18 protein-coding genes are annotated in these 21,224 nt (G+C 31.9%); 8 read left to right on the top strand and 10 right to left on the bottom strand.

Translation table 11 applies throughout. From position 1 onward, the window contains the following. Window positions 1–158: 158 nt before the first annotated feature. The 6 genes from rnr (at window position 159) to ACFSSE_RS08905 (ending at window position 5,522) form a co-directional block, all read left to right on the top strand. A complete protein-coding gene (gene rnr / locus ACFSSE_RS08880) occupies window positions 159–2,291 on the top strand; it encodes a ribonuclease R (RefSeq protein ID WP_379043331.1) in 2,133 nt (710 codons plus the stop codon). 145 nt (window positions 2,292–2,436) lie between these two features. Then, on the top strand, window positions 2,437–2,667 hold the full coding sequence (locus tag ACFSSE_RS08885) for a hypothetical protein (protein WP_379043334.1): 231 nt from the start codon (window positions 2,437–2,439) through the stop codon (window positions 2,665–2,667). Continuing rightward, window positions 2,660–2,857: a hypothetical protein gene (locus ACFSSE_RS08890; protein WP_379043337.1), complete on the top strand. Its 198-nt coding sequence runs from the start codon at window positions 2,660–2,662 to the stop codon at window positions 2,855–2,857. The genes ACFSSE_RS08885 and ACFSSE_RS08890 overlap by 8 nt, the downstream gene beginning before the upstream one ends. Window positions 2,858–3,071: 214 nt before the next feature. Further along, window positions 3,072–4,046, top strand: a complete 975-nt coding sequence (locus tag ACFSSE_RS08895) for a polyprenyl synthetase family protein (protein ID WP_379043340.1) — start codon at window positions 3,072–3,074, stop codon at window positions 4,044–4,046. 72 nt (window positions 4,047–4,118) lie between these two features. Continuing rightward, on the top strand, window positions 4,119–5,012 hold the full coding sequence (locus tag ACFSSE_RS08900; RefSeq protein ID WP_449304949.1) for a 3-hydroxybutyryl-CoA dehydrogenase: 894 nt from the start codon (window positions 4,119–4,121) through the stop codon (window positions 5,010–5,012). Window positions 5,013–5,057: 45 nt separating this feature from the next. After that, window positions 5,058–5,522, top strand: coding sequence for a response regulator (locus ACFSSE_RS08905; protein ID WP_379043346.1), 465 nt, complete (start codon window positions 5,058–5,060; stop codon window positions 5,520–5,522). An 84-nt stretch (window positions 5,523–5,606) separates the two neighbouring features. Here the strand turns inward: ACFSSE_RS08905 and ACFSSE_RS08910 are convergent, their stop codons facing one another. The 9 genes from ACFSSE_RS08910 to ACFSSE_RS08950 all read right to left on the bottom strand — a co-directional run bounded on the left by ACFSSE_RS08910 (window position 5,607) and on the right by ACFSSE_RS08950 (window position 18,031). Continuing rightward, the gene (locus tag ACFSSE_RS08910) at window positions 5,607–6,485 is read right to left on the bottom strand and encodes a sterol desaturase family protein (RefSeq protein WP_379043349.1); all 879 of its coding nucleotides are present in this window, start codon (window positions 6,483–6,485) and stop codon (window positions 5,607–5,609) included. A 476-nt stretch (window positions 6,486–6,961) separates the two neighbouring features. After that, entirely contained in the window at window positions 6,962–7,318 is a 357-nt protein-coding gene (locus tag ACFSSE_RS08915) for a helix-turn-helix domain-containing protein (RefSeq protein ID WP_379043355.1), read from the bottom strand. Between the two features lies 1 nt (window position 7,319). Next, window positions 7,320–7,613 carry a type II toxin-antitoxin system HigB family toxin gene (locus ACFSSE_RS08920; protein WP_379043358.1) on the bottom strand — a complete coding sequence of 98 codons (294 nt, stop codon included), beginning with the start codon at window positions 7,611–7,613 and terminating at the stop codon, window positions 7,320–7,322. 225 nt (window positions 7,614–7,838) lie between these two features. Continuing rightward, entirely contained in the window at window positions 7,839–9,056 is a 1,218-nt protein-coding gene (locus tag ACFSSE_RS08925) for an outer membrane beta-barrel protein (protein WP_379043361.1), read from the bottom strand. 62 nt (window positions 9,057–9,118) lie between these two features. Further along, a complete protein-coding gene (locus ACFSSE_RS08930) occupies window positions 9,119–12,508 on the bottom strand; it encodes a DEAD/DEAH box helicase (RefSeq protein WP_379043364.1) in 3,390 nt (1,129 codons plus the stop codon). Window positions 12,509–13,102: 594 nt separating this feature from the next. Beyond that, complete coding sequence (locus ACFSSE_RS08935) at window positions 13,103–14,704, bottom strand: peptide chain release factor 3 (RefSeq protein ID WP_379043367.1); 1,602 nt, start codon at window positions 14,702–14,704, stop codon at window positions 13,103–13,105. Window positions 14,705–15,106: 402 nt separating this feature from the next. After that, entirely contained in the window at window positions 15,107–15,409 is a 303-nt protein-coding gene (locus tag ACFSSE_RS08940) for a helix-turn-helix domain-containing protein (protein ID WP_379043370.1), read from the bottom strand. Beyond that, complete coding sequence (locus ACFSSE_RS08945; RefSeq protein WP_379043373.1) at window positions 15,402–16,148, bottom strand: hypothetical protein; 747 nt, start codon at window positions 16,146–16,148, stop codon at window positions 15,402–15,404. The genes ACFSSE_RS08940 and ACFSSE_RS08945 overlap by 8 nt, the downstream gene beginning before the upstream one ends. A gap of 98 nt (window positions 16,149–16,246) precedes the next feature. After that, window positions 16,247–18,031: an AMP-dependent synthetase/ligase gene (locus tag ACFSSE_RS08950; protein WP_379043376.1), complete on the bottom strand. Its 1,785-nt coding sequence runs from the start codon at window positions 18,029–18,031 to the stop codon at window positions 16,247–16,249. Window positions 18,032–18,343: 312 nt separating this feature from the next. On the opposite strand from ACFSSE_RS08950, the gene ACFSSE_RS08955 reads away from it, so the two are divergent. Beyond that, window positions 18,344–18,778 (top strand): hypothetical protein, encoded by a 435-nt coding sequence (locus ACFSSE_RS08955; protein WP_379043379.1) that lies wholly within the window; start codon window positions 18,344–18,346, stop codon window positions 18,776–18,778. A gap of 52 nt (window positions 18,779–18,830) precedes the next feature. Here ACFSSE_RS08955 and ACFSSE_RS08960 read toward each other — a convergent pair whose 3' ends face one another. After that, window positions 18,831–20,621, bottom strand: coding sequence for a M61 family metallopeptidase (locus ACFSSE_RS08960; RefSeq protein WP_379043382.1), 1,791 nt, complete (start codon window positions 20,619–20,621; stop codon window positions 18,831–18,833). 132 nt (window positions 20,622–20,753) lie between these two features. Between ACFSSE_RS08960 and ACFSSE_RS08965 the strand changes: the two genes are divergently transcribed. Continuing rightward, the gene (locus tag ACFSSE_RS08965; protein ID WP_379043385.1) at window positions 20,754–21,224 is read left to right on the top strand and encodes a MarR family winged helix-turn-helix transcriptional regulator; all 471 of its coding nucleotides are present in this window, start codon (window positions 20,754–20,756) and stop codon (window positions 21,222–21,224) included.

Raw genomic sequence — 21,224 nt, forward strand, 5'->3', positions numbered from 1 at the left:
GTTTCGCAACTCAAAATTAGAATTATACAGGCCTTTTTTGTATATTATTTGTTCGGACAGTTATGTTATTAAATCTATATTAAATGACTAATTAAAAGCTGAAATTTAAAACATAATCTTTATTTTGACCTTTATATATTGATCACAGCATATCGGAAATGGCAAATCACCAAGGAAACTCTATAAAACAGGTACTTACGCAGCTTATTGCAAACGTTTTTGAAAAATCGGGCAATAAACCTATGAACTACCGCCAAGTAGCCAATAAATTAAACATTATTGAACCCGACTCTAAAGCTACTATTTTAGAAATTTTGGAAGACGAAACTGTAAATGGCACTTTCATAGAAATAACAAAAGGAAAATATCAAATGCATGAGGTTAAAGCATTTTTAACCGGAAAAATATCAATGGCAAATGACGGATCTGCTTTCTTGATTCCTGATGACACCGTTGAGAAAGACATTTATATTGGTCCGCGAAAACTACGTACCGCCTTACACGGTGATAAAGTAAAGCTACATGTTTACGAAAGTAGCAAAGGAAAGCGCAAAGAAGGCGAAGTTGTAGAGATTATGGAAAGGGCTAAAATGGAGTTTACTGGCATTGTAAAGCTAAGCCAGCATTTTGCTTTTTTTATACCCGATGACCGTAAAATGTTGCATGATATTTTTATTCCTTTAGAGGATTTGAATGGTGCAAGAAATGGCGTTAAAGCTTTAGCAAGAATTGTGGATTGGCCTGCGGGAGCAAAAAACCCTGTTGGTATTATAAAAAGCATTTTAGGCAGACAAGGCGAAAATAATACCGAAATGAATGCGATTTTGGCAGAGTATGGTTTCCCATTATCTTTTCCAGAAGAGGTTGAAAAAGAAGCGCAAGCCATTTCGCAAGAAATTACTAAAGAAGAAATTGCTAAAAGACGCGATTTTAGAAAAACATTAACTTTTACCATTGACCCATTTGATGCTAAAGATTTTGACGATGCAATCTCATTTAAAATTTTAGAAAACGGTAATTATGAGGTTGGAGTGCATATAGCTGATGTTTCGCATTATTTAATTCCGGATAGTGCTTTAGATAAAGAAGCTTTTGACCGTGGTACTTCGGTTTATTTGGTGGATAGGGTAATCCCGATGTTGCCAGAAAATTTATCGAACGGTTTGTGTTCTTTACGCCCTAAGGAAGAGAAATTATGCTTTGCCGCAGTTTTTGAATTAGATAACAACGCTAACATAATAAACGAATGGTTTGGCAAAACCGTAATTTATAGCGACCGTAGGTTTGCTTATGAGGAAGTACAAGAAATTATAGAAAATAAAGCTGGTGATTATGTAGATGAGATTTTAAAATTAAATCAACTCGCTTACATTTTAAGAGAGAAGAAGTTTAAACATGGAGCTATCAGTTTTGAAAGTACAGAGGTTAAATTTAAACTTGACGAGAACGGAAAACCAACCGGCGTTTACATTAAAGAACGTAAAGATGCGCACAAGCTAATTGAAGATTTTATGCTTTTGGCTAATAAAAAAGTAGCCGAATTTATAGCAAAGAAAGGCAAAGGAAAGCATAAATATACCTTTGTTTACAGAGCGCATGATGTGCCAAAGCCAGAAAGTTTAGCTAATTTTGCTGCTTTTGCTTCTAAATTTGGGCATAAAATCTCTACTAAATCTGATAGAGATACGGCTAAAAGTTTAAATAAATTAATGGCCGATGTGGAAGGTACAAAAGAACAAAATGTATTGACACAATTAGCCATTCGCTCAATGGCTAAAGCAATTTACACTACAAAAAGTAGTAGTCATTATGGTTTAGCTTTTGATTTTTACACCCACTTTACCTCTCCTATTCGTAGGTATCCGGATGTAATGGTGCACAGATTATTAGAGTATTATTTAGCTGGTGGCGATAGTGTAAATGCAGATCATTATGAGAAAATGTGTCAGCATTCATCGCAAATGGAAAAGAAAGCTGCCGATGCAGAAAGAGCATCTATTAAATACAAACAAGCAGAATACTTGAATGACCAAATTGGGGAAACCTTTTTGGGTATCATTTCTGGCGTTACAGAATGGGGAATGTATGTAGAAATTGAAGAAAACAAGTGTGAGGGAATGATTAGGTTACGAGATATTTCTGACGATTTTTATGTGCTTGACGAGAAAAATTATTGCATTATTGGACAAAAGAAAAAACGCAAATACCAATTAGGCGATGAGGTACAAATTAGAGTTAAACGTGTTGATTTAGCAAAAAGACAGATAGATTTTATGTTGATTGTGGAGTAGTTATCTGAATAAAGAGCAAATAAGCTAGCATAAAGACGATGAGTTTATAAATAGAAAAACACAATTATTTATTAACTTAGGGTACATCATATTTTCATTAAGTATTTTTGTGTTTTTAATATAAGTTATTCTTAAAAAATCAACTATGACAAAGCAAGCAATAATTGAACGCACTTTAAAAGCCATTAATCTTTTACCAGAAGATAAGGCAGAAGAAATATCTAATTTTGCAGATTTTATTTTTAAACAATATGAAGATTCGCAAATAACTGAAGGCATTCAAACATTAGTTTCAACAGATAAAGCTTATGATTTTTTAGAAGAAGACGAAGATTTATATACCCTTTCGGATATAAAAGAAAAGTATAATGGCTAAGGGAGATATTGTATTAATTACTTTTCCTTTCACAGACTTAACAGGTAAGAAATTACGACCAGCAGTTGTTCTTGTTGAAAATAATTTAGATTTCACGGTTTGTTTCATCACATCTCAAACAGGATGGAAAGAGGCTACAGACTTAATTTTATTACCATCAGATGCAAGTGGCTTAAAAAAGAATCGTTAATTAGAACAAGTAAAATTGCAACATTAAATAAATTATTAGCAAAAGGACTTATAGATAAGCTTTCTAAACCACAAATTCTCGATTTAAACCAGAAATTAATAAAACTATTTAAATTAAAAGAAATTTGATAGGCAAAAATTAAATATTATTCTCTTTAAACTTTAGTAAACAAAAAAACTATTTTCGCAATACACGCACACACCCAATATTTTAAATGCATAGCATCAAAGAATTACAACAAATTATAGATAAGGCTGTTAAAGAAATAAATTACCCAGCTACACCTAATGAATTATATGAACCTATTGCTTATTTAATGGCTTTAGGAGGCAAAAGATTAAGACCAGCTTTGGTTTTAATGGCTACCGATTTATTTGGTGGCGATATTGAAGCCGCAAAACCACCTGCTTTAGCCATAGAAATGTTCCATAATTTCACATTAATGCATGATGATATTATGGATAACGCTCCCTTACGTAGAGGGCAACCCACCGTACACGAAAAATGGAGCGATTCCGTTGCCATACTTTCTGGCGATGTAATGTTTGTAAAAGCATACAAGCTAATGATACAAGTTAAACCTGAGATTTTAATTCCAGTTTTAGAGGTATTTAATAAAACAGCTATTGAAGTTTGCGAAGGACAACAAATTGATATGAATTTTGAAAGTAGAAACGAAGTTTCTATTGATGAATACCTAGAAATGATTCGTTTAAAAACTGCTGTTTTAGTAGGTGGTGCTTTAAAAATCGGGGCTCTAATTGGCAATGCTTCTGCAAAAAATGCAGATTTATTGTACAAGTTTGGAGAAAACTTGGGCTTAGCTTTTCAACTTCAAGATGATATTTTAGATGTTTTCGGTGATCCAGAAAAATTTGGAAAACAAGTTGGTGGTGATATCATATCAAACAAAAAAACCTACCTATTAATTAAAGCTTTAGAGCTTGCAAAAGGTAACGATTTAGCAAAACTGAATGATTGGCTAAGCAAAAAAGATTTTATAGCAGAAGAAAAAGTGGAAGCCGTTAGCGCTTTATATAATCAATTAAATATTCGTGAATTATCTGAAGAAGTAATGCAGTCTTATGCTAAAGTTGCTTTAGATGCGTTTGAACAGATTGACGTTGACGTTGAAAACAAAAAGACCTTACTTAATTTTGCAGAAATGCTGGTAGAGCGGGAGAATTAAGATGGGTAGTGAGTAGTGAGTAGTGAGTGGTGAATAGTGAGTAGTGAGTAGTGAAAATTTAAATTTTTGAAAATGAAAAATATTGCGGTAATAGGATCGGGTACAATGGGTAATGGTATTGCACATACTTTTGCTCAAAATAATTTTTCAGTTTCTTTAATTGATATTTCTGAAGATGCCTTAAACAAAGCAATTTCAACCATTACCAAAAACTTAGACCGCCAAATAGCAAAAGAAAAAATTACCAAGGAAGATAAAACCAACACTTTAGCAAACATTACCTGCTTTACAAACCTAGCTGATGGTGTAAAAAATGCAGATTTAGTTGTTGAAGCAGCATCTGAAAACATTGATATTAAACTTAAAATCTTTAAAGATTTAGACCAGCTAACCTCTCCAAATTGTATGTTAGCCAGTAATACATCTTCTATTTCCATTACAAAAATTGCATCAGTAACGCAAAAACCTGATAAAGTAATTGGTATGCACTTTATGAACCCTGTGCCAATTATGAAACTGGTAGAAGTGATAAACGGCTACGCTACTAGTTCAGAAACTTCAGAAAAGATAATGAAGTTAACTGTTCAATTAAGTAAAGAGCCTGTACTTGTGAACGATTATCCTGGTTTTGTAGCAAACAGGATTTTAATGCCCATGATTAATGAAGCTATTTATAGTTTATATGAAGGCGTAGCTGGTGTTGCAGAAATTGATACTGTTATGAAATTAGGCATGGCACACCCAATGGGGCCGCTTCAACTGGCAGATTTTATAGGCTTAGATGTTTGTTTATCCATATTAGAGGTACTTTATAAAGGCTTCGGGAATCCAAAATATGCTCCCTGCCCCTTATTGGTGAATATGGTTACAGCACAAAAGTTAGGCGTTAAAACTGGAGAAGGCTTTTATAATTACCAAAACAACACGAAAGAATTAATAGTTGCAGGAAATTTTAAAATAAACTAAACCTTTTACGTTCTACTTCGTATTGCTTACATACACACCAATGCTATGTCAGAAGAAAAAATTGTTATACTATATGTAGATGATGAGGAAAATAACCTTGTTTCATTTAAAGCAAATTTTAGGCTTAAATATCAAATTCATATTGCCTTAAGTGGTGATGAAGCTCTTAAAATATTAGCTACAAAAAATATTGATATCGTTATTACAGATCAACGCATGCCTAACATGACGGGTGTAGAGTTTTTAGAAATTGTGATTGATAAATTTCCGGAGCCTATGCGCTTATTATTAACCGGATATACAGACATGACCGCTGTTATTGACGCTGTTAATAAAGGAAAAATTTTCCACTATCTTACCAAACCATGGAACGAAGCAGAAATGGATAAAACTATTGCTAATGCTTATGCTGTTTTAAAGGAAAGAAGAGATAGAATTGCTATGAATGAGAAATTGGAATTAGCAAATGACCAATTAGAATTTATGCTACGTCAGAAATTATTGTCTTAATAAAAACTAAGCGTTATCCTATGCTTGTAATTATACACATAGGATAACTCAAAAATCTAAAACATAGCTTTTAAAATTTTCTAATTAACTCTTTTTAGAAAATAATGGATAAACTAGTTGATGAGATAAATCTTTAGGAAATTCATCTTCTCCATCAAAACCTAATTCTATATCTCTACCATCTTTAGGGATGTAATTGGTTTTAAAAATATAATCCCAAATACTCAAAGTTAAGCCATAATTTACGCCATTTGTTCCATCGGGCAGCGTTTTAGAATGATGCCAAATATGCATTTTAGGATTGTTTAAAAGATATTTAAATGGCCCGTAAGAGATATTTAAATTGGAATGGTTTAAATGCCCAATGGCAGTCGCTAAAATATGAACTACAAAAAAGTCAGTTAATCCAAAACCTATCATGGCTAAAGGGATATATTGAGCTGTTTTATAAAAAATAGATTCCATCCAATGGAAACGTAAATGTGCCGCAAAACCCATTTCTTTTACAGAATGATGTACTTTATGGAATTCCCACATCCAATTGTGTCTGTGTAACATACGGTGTACATTCCATTGTATAAAATCGGCAATAATAAATAGCAGTAATAATTGAGTCCATTTAGGCCATGTTGCAATTTCAAAAGCTACCAAATTATTAATCCCAAATAAAGCTAAAAAATCATTAAAGGCTTGTACTGCAATATTAGAAATGGCATTATAAGCTATTAGGGAGAATAAAAAGAAATTGAAAAACATGTAAAAACCATCCATCCAAAAATCTTGACGAAATATAGATTGATTTTTACGCCAGGGGATAATGATTTCCGCAATCCACACTCCAATGGAAAGTGCTATTAACCAATAAAAATAATTATGAAAGCTAGGATTTAATACTTCGTTACTCAAATAATTCCAATAACCAGTATAGGAATCTTTAATAATATTTAAGTATTGAGTGATCATCTTTATTTATCTAAGTAAGAAACATTAAAAAAGAGATATTGTTATTTTTTGAACGAAGATTTTGGAACCGAACAACCGTTTGCGCCACAATGCCCTACGTTAAATATACCCTGATACAAAAATAACGCAGCTATAAGCAGTAAAACATATTGTTGGTTGCCAATGGCTTCAAAGCTTACATAAAACCCCATCAAAAGCTTAACGGCTCGGATAAAAGTCCAATTATACAGAAGATTAGATTTGCTTAACATGATGATTGATTTTTTATCAAAAATAATTAAACGGCTTTTAAATTGTTATCGTTTGAATTTAATTTGTGGAGGGGATATTGATATTTCAAAATACGTTTAATATTCATGTTTTAAATTTCAAATTCCATTTAAACGGATTAAAAACCCTTATTATTTCTAAGTTCTATATAACTTTTCGGAAACATGTCTCGAAAAGCTGGAAAACTTAGTAAAATTAAAGACGCTCTAATATGCCTGTATCAGAACCTCAGTAGGTATATGAAGTATAGCATGGATTTGTCTTATCATTTCTAATGATAATTTTCTTTTTCGGTTTAGAATCTCACTGGCTCTGCTTTTAAGTCCAACAACTTTTGCCAAATCTTTTTGAGTATAACCTAATTGTTCCATTCTAAATTTTATAGCTTCAATTGGATCAGGGAAATTAATTGGGAACTTATCGTTTTCATAATTGTCAACTAGCATCCCTAATAATTCTAATTCATCGCCTTCTTTTGTGCCCCTTTTTGCATCAAATATTATCTCCAATCTTTCTAAAGCTTGATGATAATCTTTCTCAGTTTTAATCAATTTAATATTCATGCTAGATTGTTTTTGCGTTTATTTTATCATATTCTGAGTGTGTTCCAATAAATCTAATCCATAACATCTGATAATCGTAATTTATTTTAACAATTAACCTATAATGATTTCCTTTAATATTAAAAACCATCCTGTTATCAACTAAAATACTAGCACTAGGATATTCTAATTTAACTTGATTAGGATTTTTCCATTCTGCTTTTAAAACCTCCTGAAACCATGATTTAAGTTGTTCCTCGCAATCAGGATGCTTATCCCAAAATTCTCTTAATGTTTTCTTGGCAATAATTCTCAATGTATTTCTTTTTCAAATATAACAAAAGTTCCCGAATTGGGATTTTTTAATATTTTTTCTTTATTATCAGATTAACTTAATTAAGCACAAGTCTTCTAACGCTCTTTTACCACGCTCATAAGACTTGCGCTAGCGTGGATAGATAGCGGATTACAAATCCTTACTATTTCTAAGTTCGACATGCTCTTTCAGAAACATGTGGAACAGCTGAAGAAGTTGGGTTACTTAAAACAATGAGTAACCTAATAAAAGAGATGTGGAATTATAATTTGACAACCAAGATTCGTTTCTAGCATCCCAAAATATGCTTCTATTTGTATGTCGCCTAATTTCTAAGCTAAATTTATTCCTAATTTTAAATCCTGCTCCAAACACAAAATTACCAATAGTTCTAATTTTCTTACTATAGATTTCCCTTCCAGAATTATTGAGAAGTTTGGCGTAAGAATTAATACTAAAATCCCCTAAGGCTCCAGCATTTATGAAGAGTTTTGATTTATCATTAAGAAAAAAATAATGTCTTACAGAAATAGGTAGTTCAATAGATTTATAATTAACCTCTACTGTTTTCACATTATCAAGAGAGTTTTGATTTACAGATTCTTTAAGTTTTAGATACTGAAAGGTTGGCTCAATTACAACACTCCATTTCCCTTTTTTAAAAGGCATAATTAACTCATTTTCTACCCCAAACTTAAAATTCAAATTATCATTAAACTGATAATCCCATGATGTTATATCATAATTTCTTAACGCTAGATTACTATTAATTAGCCCAAATCTTACTGATAAATTATAAAGAGAATGTTTTGATTTATAATCTGCAATTTTGTTTTCGCCACCGCCAACTTTCTCAAAAAACGCTGCAATATCTTTCTGATTATACCTTAAATTTGCAACATCATTTAAAGTAATACCTTTATCTTTAAATTCATTTAGGAGCTGTTGTCTGAAATATACATTTCTAGCTATCCCGTCATTAAGATAATATTCTTTATAGATCAGTTCATTTATCTCTTTAGACGGCGTTTTATAAAAAAGATGAATTGATTTACCATTCTCATAACTGTATAAAACAGCAGGCCCTTCAACTAGCACTTTAAGAAATAACTCCTCTGTATTATACACTGGATCTCTTGTTGCACTAACGGCATCGAAACCATCTTTAGAACGGTCTATTTGTACTATAGCTCTAATAAATCTTGAGTAACCATTAACCCCAAATTCTTTAATAGATTTAATACTCACTTTCTGACTTTCTGTATTTTTATCGAACTTATACTCAAATTCGGTAGGATTATTTTTCCAATCAATATTCTTAATTAGACATTCTGTTTTTTGATCAGATTCATCAATAAAATATCCTTTTTCGAATAAAATTTGTGCTTTTAGTTTTACAATTAGGACCAATAATAAGAAGGCAAATAATAGAAGTTTTTTCATAAAAAAGTAGTAAAAATCAAATGCAATAATATAAAAAAATCTACAAAATAAATATGCCTTTACTAGGCTGTAAATCCCAAAATCCCCATTAAATCCTCTTTACTAAAACCATTCAAACCTCTTCCATCAGAGACAATTACATTTTCAAAAAGTTCTTTTTTTCTTTGTTGCAATTCTAATATTTTCTCTTCAACAGTATTACTACAAATTAAACGGATGGCAACCACTTTTTTGTTTTGCCCAATTCGGTGTACCCTATCAATGGCTTGGTTTTCTACTGCTGGGTTCCACCATGGGTCTATTAAATAAACATAATCTGCTTGGGTAAGATTTAAACCTACACCGCCAGCTTTTAGGCTAATTAAAAACACCCTTACATCATCGTTTTCTTGAAATTGGTTGACTACCGTTTCTCTGTTTTTAGTTTGGCCAGTAAGGTAGCTGTAATTGATGTTTTGCTGATTTAATTCCTCTTTCACTAAATCTAACATCCCCACAAATTGTGAGAAAACTAAAATTTTATGGTTGGGTGAATGTTCCTTTATTTGTGCAATTAAAGTTTCTATTTTAACAGATTGTTCACCGGGCAACCTATCTCCTTTTAGTAATTTTGGAGAGTTACAAATTTGCCTTAATCGGGTTAAACCCATTAAAACATTCATGCTGCTTTTGCGTAATTCTTCATTACTTATTGCCGATATAAATTCGCGAAACTCTTTTTCATAAGCTTCATAAATTTTACGCTGCTCTGCTCCCATTTCGCAATAAATCACCATTTCCGTTTTTTCTGGCAGCTGCAAATCAACCTCTGCTTTGGTTCTGCGTAAAATAAATGGCTTTACTTTCTGCTGTAAAGCACTTGCCTTTTTGCTGTCTTTAAACATATCTATTGGCATTGCATAAATATCTTTAAAGTATTGTTTGGTGCCTAATAAACCCGGACAAGCAAAAGATAATTGCCCGTATAAATCGTACGTATTATTTTCTATTGGAGTACCTGTTATGGCTATTTTATTCCTCGATTTCAACAATCGCACTGCTTTATAACGCTGAGATTCTGGGTTTTTAATAGCTTGCGATTCGTCTAAAAAAACATAATTAAATTCGTATTCTTTAATATAATTAATGTCGGACAAAAGCGTACCATAAGAAGTAATAATCACCTGATAATTATCAAAATCATGAATCTCTTTTTCCCTTTGGTTGCCATAAACACACAGTACTTTTAAACTAGGGGCAAACTTTTTAAACTCGGCTAACCAGTTAAATATCAACGAAGTGGGTAAAACTAACAAGTTTGTATTTCTACTCACTTTTTTATTTTGCAATAGTATAAAAGCTATAATTTGGATGGTTTTGCCCAAACCCATATCGTCTGCTAAAATCCCTCCAAAATTAAACTCATCTAAAAAATTAAGCCAATTTAATCCCTGTTTCTGGTAATCACGTAAAGTAGTTTGTAACTCTTTTGGAGCTTCCACCTCTTCTATTTTCTCAAAATCTATAAACTTTTGATGGTAATATTTCAGTTCTTCGCTGGCTTTTTCGTCTAGCATTTCTGCTTCAAATAATTGCTCAACAGCTGTAAAATTAATTTTAGGTACTTGTAAATTTTCTTCATCTAAAACTTCCCCTAAATTAAAATAATCGGCAAATTTGCTTATCCATTCTTCGGGTAAAATACCTAAAGTACCATCATCTAACTTCACATATTTATGCTTGTTTCTGATGGCTTTATGCAAATGTTTTAAACTTGCTTTTTTACTCCCAAAACCCGCCTTAATATTTACGTTAAACCAATTTAAACCACTAATTACTTTAATGCTGATTTTTGCTTTGTTTAGGTTAAGCTCATTGTTTTCCAGCTCATTAAAACCTAAAATTGTAATGTTATGATTTTGCCAATCTTCAAACGTATTTAAAAACCATTCCTCGTTTAAAAAATGCTTTTTATGTAGGTAAAAATAATGCAGTCCGTTCTCTAACTGCTCTGCAAAATATGGGTGTTGTTTGCTAAGTAAAGCCGTGAAATTAATTTCTGTTTCATCATCTCTATTGACTAAAAACTCCCTTTGCTTAGTATCTAAACCATAAACTTGCTTCCTGCTTCTTACTTGCACTTCTGCCTCACCGTAACGCACAACAGGTATAATCATTACATGTTCGCCAAAATCTGATAGGTAAATGATCTTTTCTGGAGTATCTAAAAACCCTTGACTTTTAAGCTGACTTGTGGTAGTTTTTTTAATGTATTTATACACAATTTTAAGCTGGTTTTCCATATTCTCCAAAAAAGTTCTTTTGAAATTCAGGAATTTTGATTGGTGGATTTGCATTCCGTTAGGATGCTGCTTCAACCAATTTATAATGGCTAATTTTTGGAGGTTATCAATCAAATAAAAGTCATCATCAACCGCTAAAAAATATTGAAAAGCTATATTTATAGCAGCCAAATCAAAAGATTTCCCACTTATTAAAAGTGCTGTTGCAATGTTATAAAAATTGTCTTTTTGTACAACTTCCAATTTAATTTCTATCGCATTTTGATGAATTTGAATAGACTTTATACTATTCGCATTTACCTGTTCTCCCTTTTGTTTATGATGTTGATAAAAGCTGTATTTATTAGGGTTTTTGAGTATGGATTTTAACGCATTTATAGTAGTATTGCTAATTTCATCTGTAACCGGGTTTGCAAACTTTTGCAAGGCAGAAAAGAACTTTATTTCATCTTGCTGCTCGGTATTCCAAACAAAATCTAATGGGTTTAATGGCTTTAAAGGATTTTTAACTTTGCCTTCTTTGCTGATATTTGCTTCGTAAAAATCTATACATAAATGGTGGTAATATTTATGCTTTTTTAAAACGATGATGTGTGCGCTATCCGTTTGTTGTTCTTGAAGAATTGGCGCATGATGAATTTTATTTAGTTCGGATTTTAACTTTGTTAAGCTTGACGAATTTAAGGGAATAAGCTGCTGATTTATGACCTTAACTTCATAACTGCCGTTATCAAAAATCAATTCAAAGTAGTCTGAAAGGTCTTTTTCATCTTCTAAGCCGAAATTTACAGCTTCTGCTTTAAAAATTTGGTTTCTTAACTGACTATCAAAAAAAACACCGTATTCTTCTCTTTTTTTTAAAGTTGTTACTGCTTCCGCTTGAAATTCGCATAAATAATTATCGGTATGATTAAAACCACAATCGCAGTTTAAAAGCAGTTGTTTTGCGCCTTTAACAATAGAAACTATTCCTCCTTGGTTTAGACTATTTTCTACAAAAAACGAAGCTTGATTTTGTGCTATATTGATTAATTTAACATCTAAAGAAGTTTTAAAACTATTAGAAGGTTTTAAGTGCTTTAGTATTTGCTGTTCAGAAAAATTATCCAAGCTAAAATCATCGAAAACGAAGCGGTGATTTTTTAAGTTTGGATTATTTTCTTTATGCATTTAGCTGGTTTTACCGTAAAGGTAAAGGAGTTTTTTTATGGGTTGCTAAACTGTGAGGATTTATTTTTTTAGTGATCGATTTAGCCGACACAAATCTGGGTTAATCAGCGAAATCTGCGGGAGCGTTTTCTTTAACCACAGAGGGCACAAAGTTCACAGAGCTAGATGGATTTTTAATCGTAATTATGGTTTTGCTATCTGCTTATTTGCTAAATGCTAATCGAAAGTGTTAAGAGACAAAAACGTTAAAGCAAAAACAGTAATTTAAAAAACAGATTGCTTACTTCCTCGCAATGCTTCTTTTTTTTGTGTCATTGCGATTCGCTGTTTAGCGGAGTGGCAATCTGTAATTGTTAAGCAATAAACAATGTTAAAGCAGAAAAAAAAATGGTGCTTTTTAACAAACAGATTGCTTCGTTCCTCGCAATGCTTCTTTTTTTTGTGTCATTGCGATTCGCTGTTTAGCGGAGTGGCAATCTGAAAGTGTTTAGCAATAAACAATGTTAGAGCAAAAACAAAAAACAATATTTAAAAAACCAGTTTGCTTCGTTCCTCGCAATGACTCGCAAATTAAAAATCACATATATAGAAAAACTATTTATTAGCTAACATTCTCCATTCAGAAGTATCATGGAAACTCACTTCCGGGTATTGTTTGGTAGCATACTCAATGTCCCAAGCGCTTGCCGCTAAAAACACTGGTTTACTTTCTTTATCATAAGCAATCTTTTGCCCATGTCTTAAAATAAATTTCTTCAATTCTTCTTCAGAAATTGCCGAAATCCATTTGGCTTTGGTAATGTTCATGTGGCGGAAAGAACAAGCTGCGCCATACTCGTTTAATAACCTAAACTGAATTACCTCAAATTGTAATTCTCCAACGGTTCCAATAATTTTACGGTTACCCGGATTTTGGATAAACAACTGCGCAACACCTTCATCACTTAACTGGTGAATCCCTTTTTCTAATTGTTTGGTTTTAAAGGGATCGTTATTTTCTAACTCTCTAAAAATTTCTGGCGAGAAGCTTGGAATACCTACAAACTGCAAGCTTTCGCCTTCTGTTAAGGTATCTCCAATTTTAAAATTCCCCGAATCATATAAACCTATAACATCCCCCGGAAAAGCTTCTTCAACTAAACTCTTATTATCAGCCATAAAACTGGTGGGCGATGCAAATTTTAGTTTTTTATTTAAACGGTTATGATGATAAAAAGTATTACGCTTAAAAGTACCAGAACAAATTCTGCAAAATGCAATTCTATCGCGGTGATTGGGATCTAAATTGGCGTGAATTTTAAATACAAAGCCTGTAAATTTACTTTCGTCACTTTCCACTTTTCGGGTGTCAGTTTCACGTCCTTGCGGATGTGGTGCTATTTGAGTAAAAGTTTCTAATAATTCTTGAACACCAAAGTTATTGATGGCACTACCGAAAAATACTGGTGCCAAATAGCCAGCTAGGTACAAACTTCTATCAAATGGCTCGGCTACGGCTTCAATTAATTCTACGTCGTCTCTTAACTTTGCAGCTAATAAATCTCCAACCAATTGGTCAACTTTTGGGTCTGCTAAATCGCTGATAGTAATGGTATCATCAGAAATTTTCTTTTTATTGGCACTAAAAAGGTTTAAAACCTTATTGTTTAACTGATAAACACCTTTAAATGAATGTCCGATACCAATTGGCCAACTTAACGGACGGGTAGATATATTTAATTCTTTTTCTAATTCTTCTAATAAATCAAAAGGATCTTTACCTTCCCTATCCATTTTATTTACAAAAATAATTACTGGCGTATGGCGCATACGGCAAACCTGCATCAGCTTTTTTGTTTGTTCCTCTACCCCTTTTACGCAATCTACCACCAAAATAACCGAATCTACTGCAGTTAAAGTACGGTAAGTATCTTCGGCAAAATCTTTGTGACCAGGTGTATCTAAAATATTGATTTTAACATCTTTGTATTCGAATCCCATTACAGAGGTAGCTACAGAAATTCCACGTTGCTTCTCAATCTCCATAAAATCGGAAGTTGCGGTTTTTTCGTCTTTATTTCTTTTTACCGTTCCGGCTTTTTGAATTGCACCACCAAATAATAAAAGTTTCTCTGTTAAAGTTGTTTTACCAGCATCGGGGTGACTAATAATTCCAAAAGTACGTCTCTTGGCTATCTCTGTTTGTAAAGTCGTCATATTTTAAAAGCCATTTTTACTCATTAAAAGCATCTATTAATATTTTTTTGGATAGCAATGGTGGGCTAAAATTTGCGCAAATATAAGAGTTTTTTATTGAGGAGATTAAAGAGATATTTCAGTATGATTATTATTTAGAGTTGCTTATTTAAATTGATGATTTTAAGCGTTCTTTAAGCGAAATGTATATTATGGGAAAGGTTCTAGTTGAATTATTTTTGTCTGCACCTTGGATATTTCCAATATTAAAAAGGTAACGAGTTTCTAGTTTAATTTGTGTCCTTTTTTTGCACTAATTTCCGCCTAAGCACAAACATAATTAATTAGCAATAAATACGCATAAAACACTTCGCCCGGGCAGTGATTAAACATGCTGTTTTATAATTAGTGCTGTTTGCCAGACTACATGTCAACACTTAATTTAAGCTGTCCACCTTCACGTACAATTCTCATTAATGTTGAAAGTCTGATGTCGCTAGCATTATTTTCAATTCTTGAAATATAAGTCTTGGTGGTATCACATTTCTCTGCTAACTGTTCCTGTGTCAAACCTTGTCCTTTACGAAGTTCTTGAATCATTACGCCAAGTCTGAAAGCTTCAAAGCCTTCTTCGTAAGCTTCTCGTGTTTCGGTTCCTGCTTTTCCATATTGTTCGTTCAAATGGTCGGAAAATGAAGTAAGGTTATTATTAGTCTTTTTATTCAATTTTTAAATCTTTAGGGCTTTGTTTTAGTCTTGCCATATTTGTACGGCTTAAATTCTGTTCTTTTCTAACAATACGAAGGTTAGCTTTTTCCTTATGATACAATCTGAAAGATTCTACTATTTTTTTGTCTGCAAATATGAATATATTATTCTCTTCGGTTACATATTCTATTTTTTCAATGTTTATTTTATTTAGTTCTTTAAATCTGTCAACAATAACGGAAAAAGTATTCGGTTGTCGATGGTCAACAGTTAAATCGTCCCATTTAGAAGGGATTTTTGTTTCTTGACATTTAACAAAGCCTTTAATTGAATTGTCTGAAAAATACTTTTGTTTTAGAGCAATCATATCATCCTGAATACAATTTCTACAAGCAGAATTGAAATATTTATGGTAATTTATTTCGTTTCTGTTAATCAGTGAGATGTAAGAAATATATTCACTTGTATTGTCATTCCAAAAAATTTCGAAGCACTTTGTTCTAAATTGAACTTCACTAACCTTAATGTCTATTATTTCTAAGTTGGGATATTGAGTATTTCCTTCTTCAATTTGATTTTCTAATTCATAAGGTGTTTTATGTTTGGGAGAATATAAAATTAGATCGACTAAATCATTAAAATGGTCATCGCATAATGATTGTCCAAATTTATATGAATTGAGAATAAGTTTGTAATAGATTAGTGCATCTTTCTTAAACTTAAAAAATTTGTTCCCAATTTGAATTTCTTTTCTCATAATTTAGTGTCGCAAAATCACACTTAACTTATATATCTCTTCAATAAATACTCATAAAAAACTAAAAACAAACATTTCTAATCAAATCTTCAGTCTAATTAAACATGATGTTCGTTTCTATCCCCACCTTCGGCATATATCTTTTCAATTAAATCTGCATTTTTAGTTAAAATAACTTTACGTTTTAAACTTAATTTTGGCGTCATTTCTCCTCCATCAATGGTAAACTCAGTTGGTAATAAGGCGAATTTTTTAATTTTCTCCCAATTTCCAAAACCCTCATTTAGTTTTTCTATCTCTAACCAAATTTTATCACAAACTGCTTTAATTTTTATAAGTTTAGCTGCTTCAGTTTCTGCAATCCCATTTTTTTGCGCCCATTCTTTTAGTTTTTCAAAATTAGGCACAATTAAAGCTGATGGGAATTTTCTGTTTTCGCCAACTATCATCACTTGTTCTATATAAACAGATTCTTTTAGCTTATTTTCTAAAACTTGTGGCGCAATGTACTTACCTCCAGCAGTTTTAAAAACTTCTTTCTTTCTATCGGTAATGGCTAAAAATCCATCTTTTAAAACACCAATATCTCCGGTATGAAACCAACCATCTGTTATTGCTTCATCAGTAGCATCGGGTCTTTTGTAATAACCTTTCATTACACTTGGTCCTTTGCATAAAATTTCGCCGTCCTCAGCAATTTTAACTTCTAAATTTGGTAATACTTTACCTACAGTACCAAACATTGTTTCACCAGGTTTTGGTCCGTTTACTGCAATTACGGGTGATGTTTCTGTTAAACCATAACCTTCTAAAACTTTGATATCTGCACCCCAAAAAACCCTTGCTAAACGTTCTTGCAAAGCTGCTCCACCCGAAATGATGACCAAAATTTCGCCACCTAAAGCTGCTTGCCATTTACTAAAAATTAGTTTTCTGGCAATTTTTAATTGTAACTCATAAAAGAAACCATTTTTACCGTCTAGCTCATATTTATGTGCTAAAGCTAATGCCCAAAAGAATAAGCTCTTTTTAACCCCGGTAAGTGCATGCCCTTTGCCAACAATTTTATCGTAAACCTTTTCCAATAATCTTGGCACTGTGGTAAAACAATGCGGCTTTACTTCTGCTAAATTATCTACAATGGTTTCCATACTTTCTGCATAGTAAATAGAAACCCCTAAATAGATATACATGTAACAAACCATTCTTTCAAAAATGTGCGATAAAGGCAAAAAGCTTAGTGCTTTTCTTACACCCTTTGGATACATTTCTGAAGAATACATCACATTACTAATCAAATTTTGATGTGTTAACATCACTCCTTTTGGTGTACCTGTTGTACCAGAAGTATAAATTAAAGTCAGTAAATCATCAGGGGTAATTGCATCTTTATGTGGTTCTAAATCAACAGATGAATTTTCTTTACCTAAAAGTTGTACCTCTGTCCAATGTGGTAAACCCGCTACTTTATCAAAAGTATAAATAGCCAATTCTAATTGCTCCGTATTTTTTATGGTTTCTACTTTTCGGTAAAGCACTTCGTCTGAAACAAAAACTATTTTCACCTCGGCATTTTTCAATATAAATTTTATATCTCCTTCTGCCAGTGTTGGATACATTGGCACTTGGGCAGCACCTATTTGCATAATTCCAAAATCGCAAAAATTCCATTCTGGTCTGTTTGGAGACATTACTGCAACTTTATCATCTTTGCAGATGCCCAATTTCAATAAGCCTCTACTTATATCATCTGCGTAAGCTATAAAATCATCAATACTATGTTTTTCCCATTTACCAGCAACTTTAGAAGCTAAAATATCTTGATTATTAAAATTTGACTTATTATAACTTAACAAGTCAAAAACTCTGTTAACTGCGGCCATATAATTTTGATTTAAGGTGTAAATTGGTTGATTACGGAACTTGAATTTATTTGCTATAAATAAAAAAGCACCTTTATCAAAAATAAAAAAATAAAGCAAAAAACATATATTTCTGATACAATTGTTTTAAACATGATAATCTAATTACAGAGCTTTAGAGCCTGTTCAAAAATAATCTTCATTTTTAATAAATACATTTTCTTAATATTGCGCCCACAACTAATAACAGATATAAAATTTTTAAAAATGAGAAAGAAGCTTTTTATGTTGTGCACAACATGTTTTATAATGGTATGTGCTATAAAAAATACAATGGCGCAAGCTAACTATACTACTGGCGCAGGTGTAAGAATTGGTGGGTATGAAAATGGCCTTACCTTAAAACACTTTATAAACCCAAGTACTGCTTTAGAAGGAGTAATTGGTTTTAGACGAGGCGCTTTTGTGGTGACAGGTTTTTATGAAAAACATGCTGTTGCTTTTGCCGAGCCATCATTAAATTGGTTTTATGGTGCTGGTGCACACATAGGTGGTATTAACGGCAATAGTTATTACAGAGGTTACGGAAACGATAAATATTATGTTGAAAGCGGTTTGATTTTAGGTGCTGATGGTATTGCAGGTTTAGAATGGACAGTACCAGAAATTCCTTTGGCTGTATCTATTGATTTACACCCAAGATTAGAATTAGCAAGAGGTCCGTTTTTAAATATGGAATTTGCGCTAAGCGTAAGATATACTTTTTAAAAAAAAGGGCTATTTCTGATAAAAGAAATAGCCCTTTTTTTGTTTTTTTAAATTAAAGGCTCAACCATTTCTCAAGCACTGTTTTTTGTGTAGCACTTACATTTTCTAATTGCTGAATTTGCATTGTTTTACTTGCAGAAGCTGTTAGTTTTACTTTTATTGTTTTTAATAATCCATCTCTGCTAATCAAAAAATCTGCTTCATCATTTACAGCCAACTTACTTATATAATTTATTGCGTCTTGTGTTCTATCGCCGTTAATTGCAATAATTTCATCTTTAACGTTTAAACCAGCATTCCAAGCGGCACTGTTCCTAGTTACTGTGGCAATCTCCGTTTTATCTGTTTTGCTCATGGTAACTCCTAAAGAAGGTTGTTTTAAAGCTTGCCTTTCGCTAATTTTTAAACCTGCATAGTTTAAGTATTTGTTAAAATCTAAGTCTTTAGTTCCATTTATAAAATCAGCATAAAATTGATCTAAATTATCGCCAGCGTATTTTTCTAAAACTGCTTTAAACTCTAAATCAGTATAACCTCTATTTTTATTTTTGTAAAATTCATTGTAAGCAAACCTCATGGCATCATCTAAAGATTGCATTCCTTTAGAATTATTAATTATCGCCAAATCTAACATACACGCAATTAAAGCCCCTTTGTTGTAATAAGATATGGTTGTATTACTGCTGTTTTCATTGGGTCTGTATTGTTTTATCCACGCATCAAAGCTAGATTCGCTTAACGGTTGCGATTTATTTCCTAACTGGTTATGTACAGCGTTATAATCTGACTGAATTAAGTTAACAAATTCATCTGGTGTATATTTTGATATTCTTTGTACAATTAAGTTATCATAATAAGCTGTAAAACCTTCTGCTATCCACAAATTAGTGGTATAATTCTCCTCATCATAATTAAAAGGTCCTAAAGCTATTGGTCTTAATCTTTTCACATTCCATAAATGAAAATACTCATGTGCAACCAAACCTAAAAAAGATTGATATCTTTTTGGATCACTGTAAGCGTTTCTGCTAGCACCCAAAACTGTAGAGTTTAAATGCTCTAAACCGCCACCACCAGCGTTAAAATGATGAACAATAAAAACATAATATTTATTAGGATTTTCTCCAAAAATTGCTGTTTCTTTTTCAACAATTTTAGCCATATCACGCTTTAATTTTTCTTTATCATATTCACCGGCATTAACCATGGCAACTTCATGCCTTACACCAGCAGCCATAAATTCAAAAACATCTTGGTTTCCAACTTCAATAGGCGAATCAAATAACCAATCGAAATTTTTGGCATAGTAGGTAAAAGCTTTATCAGGAATTGGCTGTAAACCTGTTGATACTTTTGCCCATCCTGTAAAAGGCTCAATAGTAACAGTTGAAGGTTCTCCTAAACTTCCATCAACATACATAAATATACCTGTTGGCGATAAAAAAGCATGACTAGCATCAACATAACTTGTTCTTACAGAAACTTCAAAACTATAAACGCGGTAAGTAATTGTAATGGCATTTTTACCTTTTGTTTTAATTTTCCAAGCATTTTTAGCAACTTTTTCAAACGGAACACTTGTTTTATTTGCATTAACAGCAAATGACTCTATATTTTTAGAAAACTCTCTTATTAAATAAGAACCCGGTGCCCATGTTGGCATTTTAACCGTTATCTCGTCTTTTTTAATGTTACTGATAGTCATCTCAACATCTGCATAATGTGCCTGAGGTTCAGTAAAAGAAACTTTAAAAGCAATATTTGCACTATTTTGTGCTTGTGCTGTAATAGCCATAAAAATTATAGAAATAAATAAAAAAGGTTTTAGCAATTGTTTAATCATGGTGTTTTTATTTGGATTTTAATTTGATGTTATAAATCTATTAAAATATTTAAATAATCAGTGAAATGTAATATAGTTGATACTTACAACTAAAGAGTAAACGATTAAATTAGTTTTGTTGTTATAAAACTTATGAAAAAGCAAGAAGAGCCTCTCATTCATCCACTAATTCAAATTACAAAAAAATATTTGGGGGCTTTTGCAGATGTTACACAACATATACCACTTGAAAGATACCATTATGTTTTAGTTTTAATTCTTGAAAACAACCAAACCTTAACTCAAAAAGATTTAGCAAACTATTTATTGGTTGATAAATCTTTTATGGTAAATATGATTGATTATTTAACAAAAAATGGTTTCGTATTTAGAGAAACAGATAAAGAAGACAGAAGAAAACACCTCATAAAATTAACTCAAAAAGCTTTTGATTACATCCCAGAAATAAATAAAGCTATAAAAGAAATTAATGATTTAGCTTTAAACGGAATAAGTGAAACACAAAGAATTATTTTTACGGAAGTTCTTGAAAAAATAGAACAAAACTTTAATATTAACATTACGCACACAATCAGTTTTGATTATAAAAAATCAGAAAATTAA

It is taken from the genome of Pedobacter alpinus (genome assembly GCF_042684645.1).
GTDB classification, from domain to species: domain Bacteria; phylum Bacteroidota; class Bacteroidia; order Sphingobacteriales; family Sphingobacteriaceae; genus Pseudopedobacter; species Pseudopedobacter alpinus.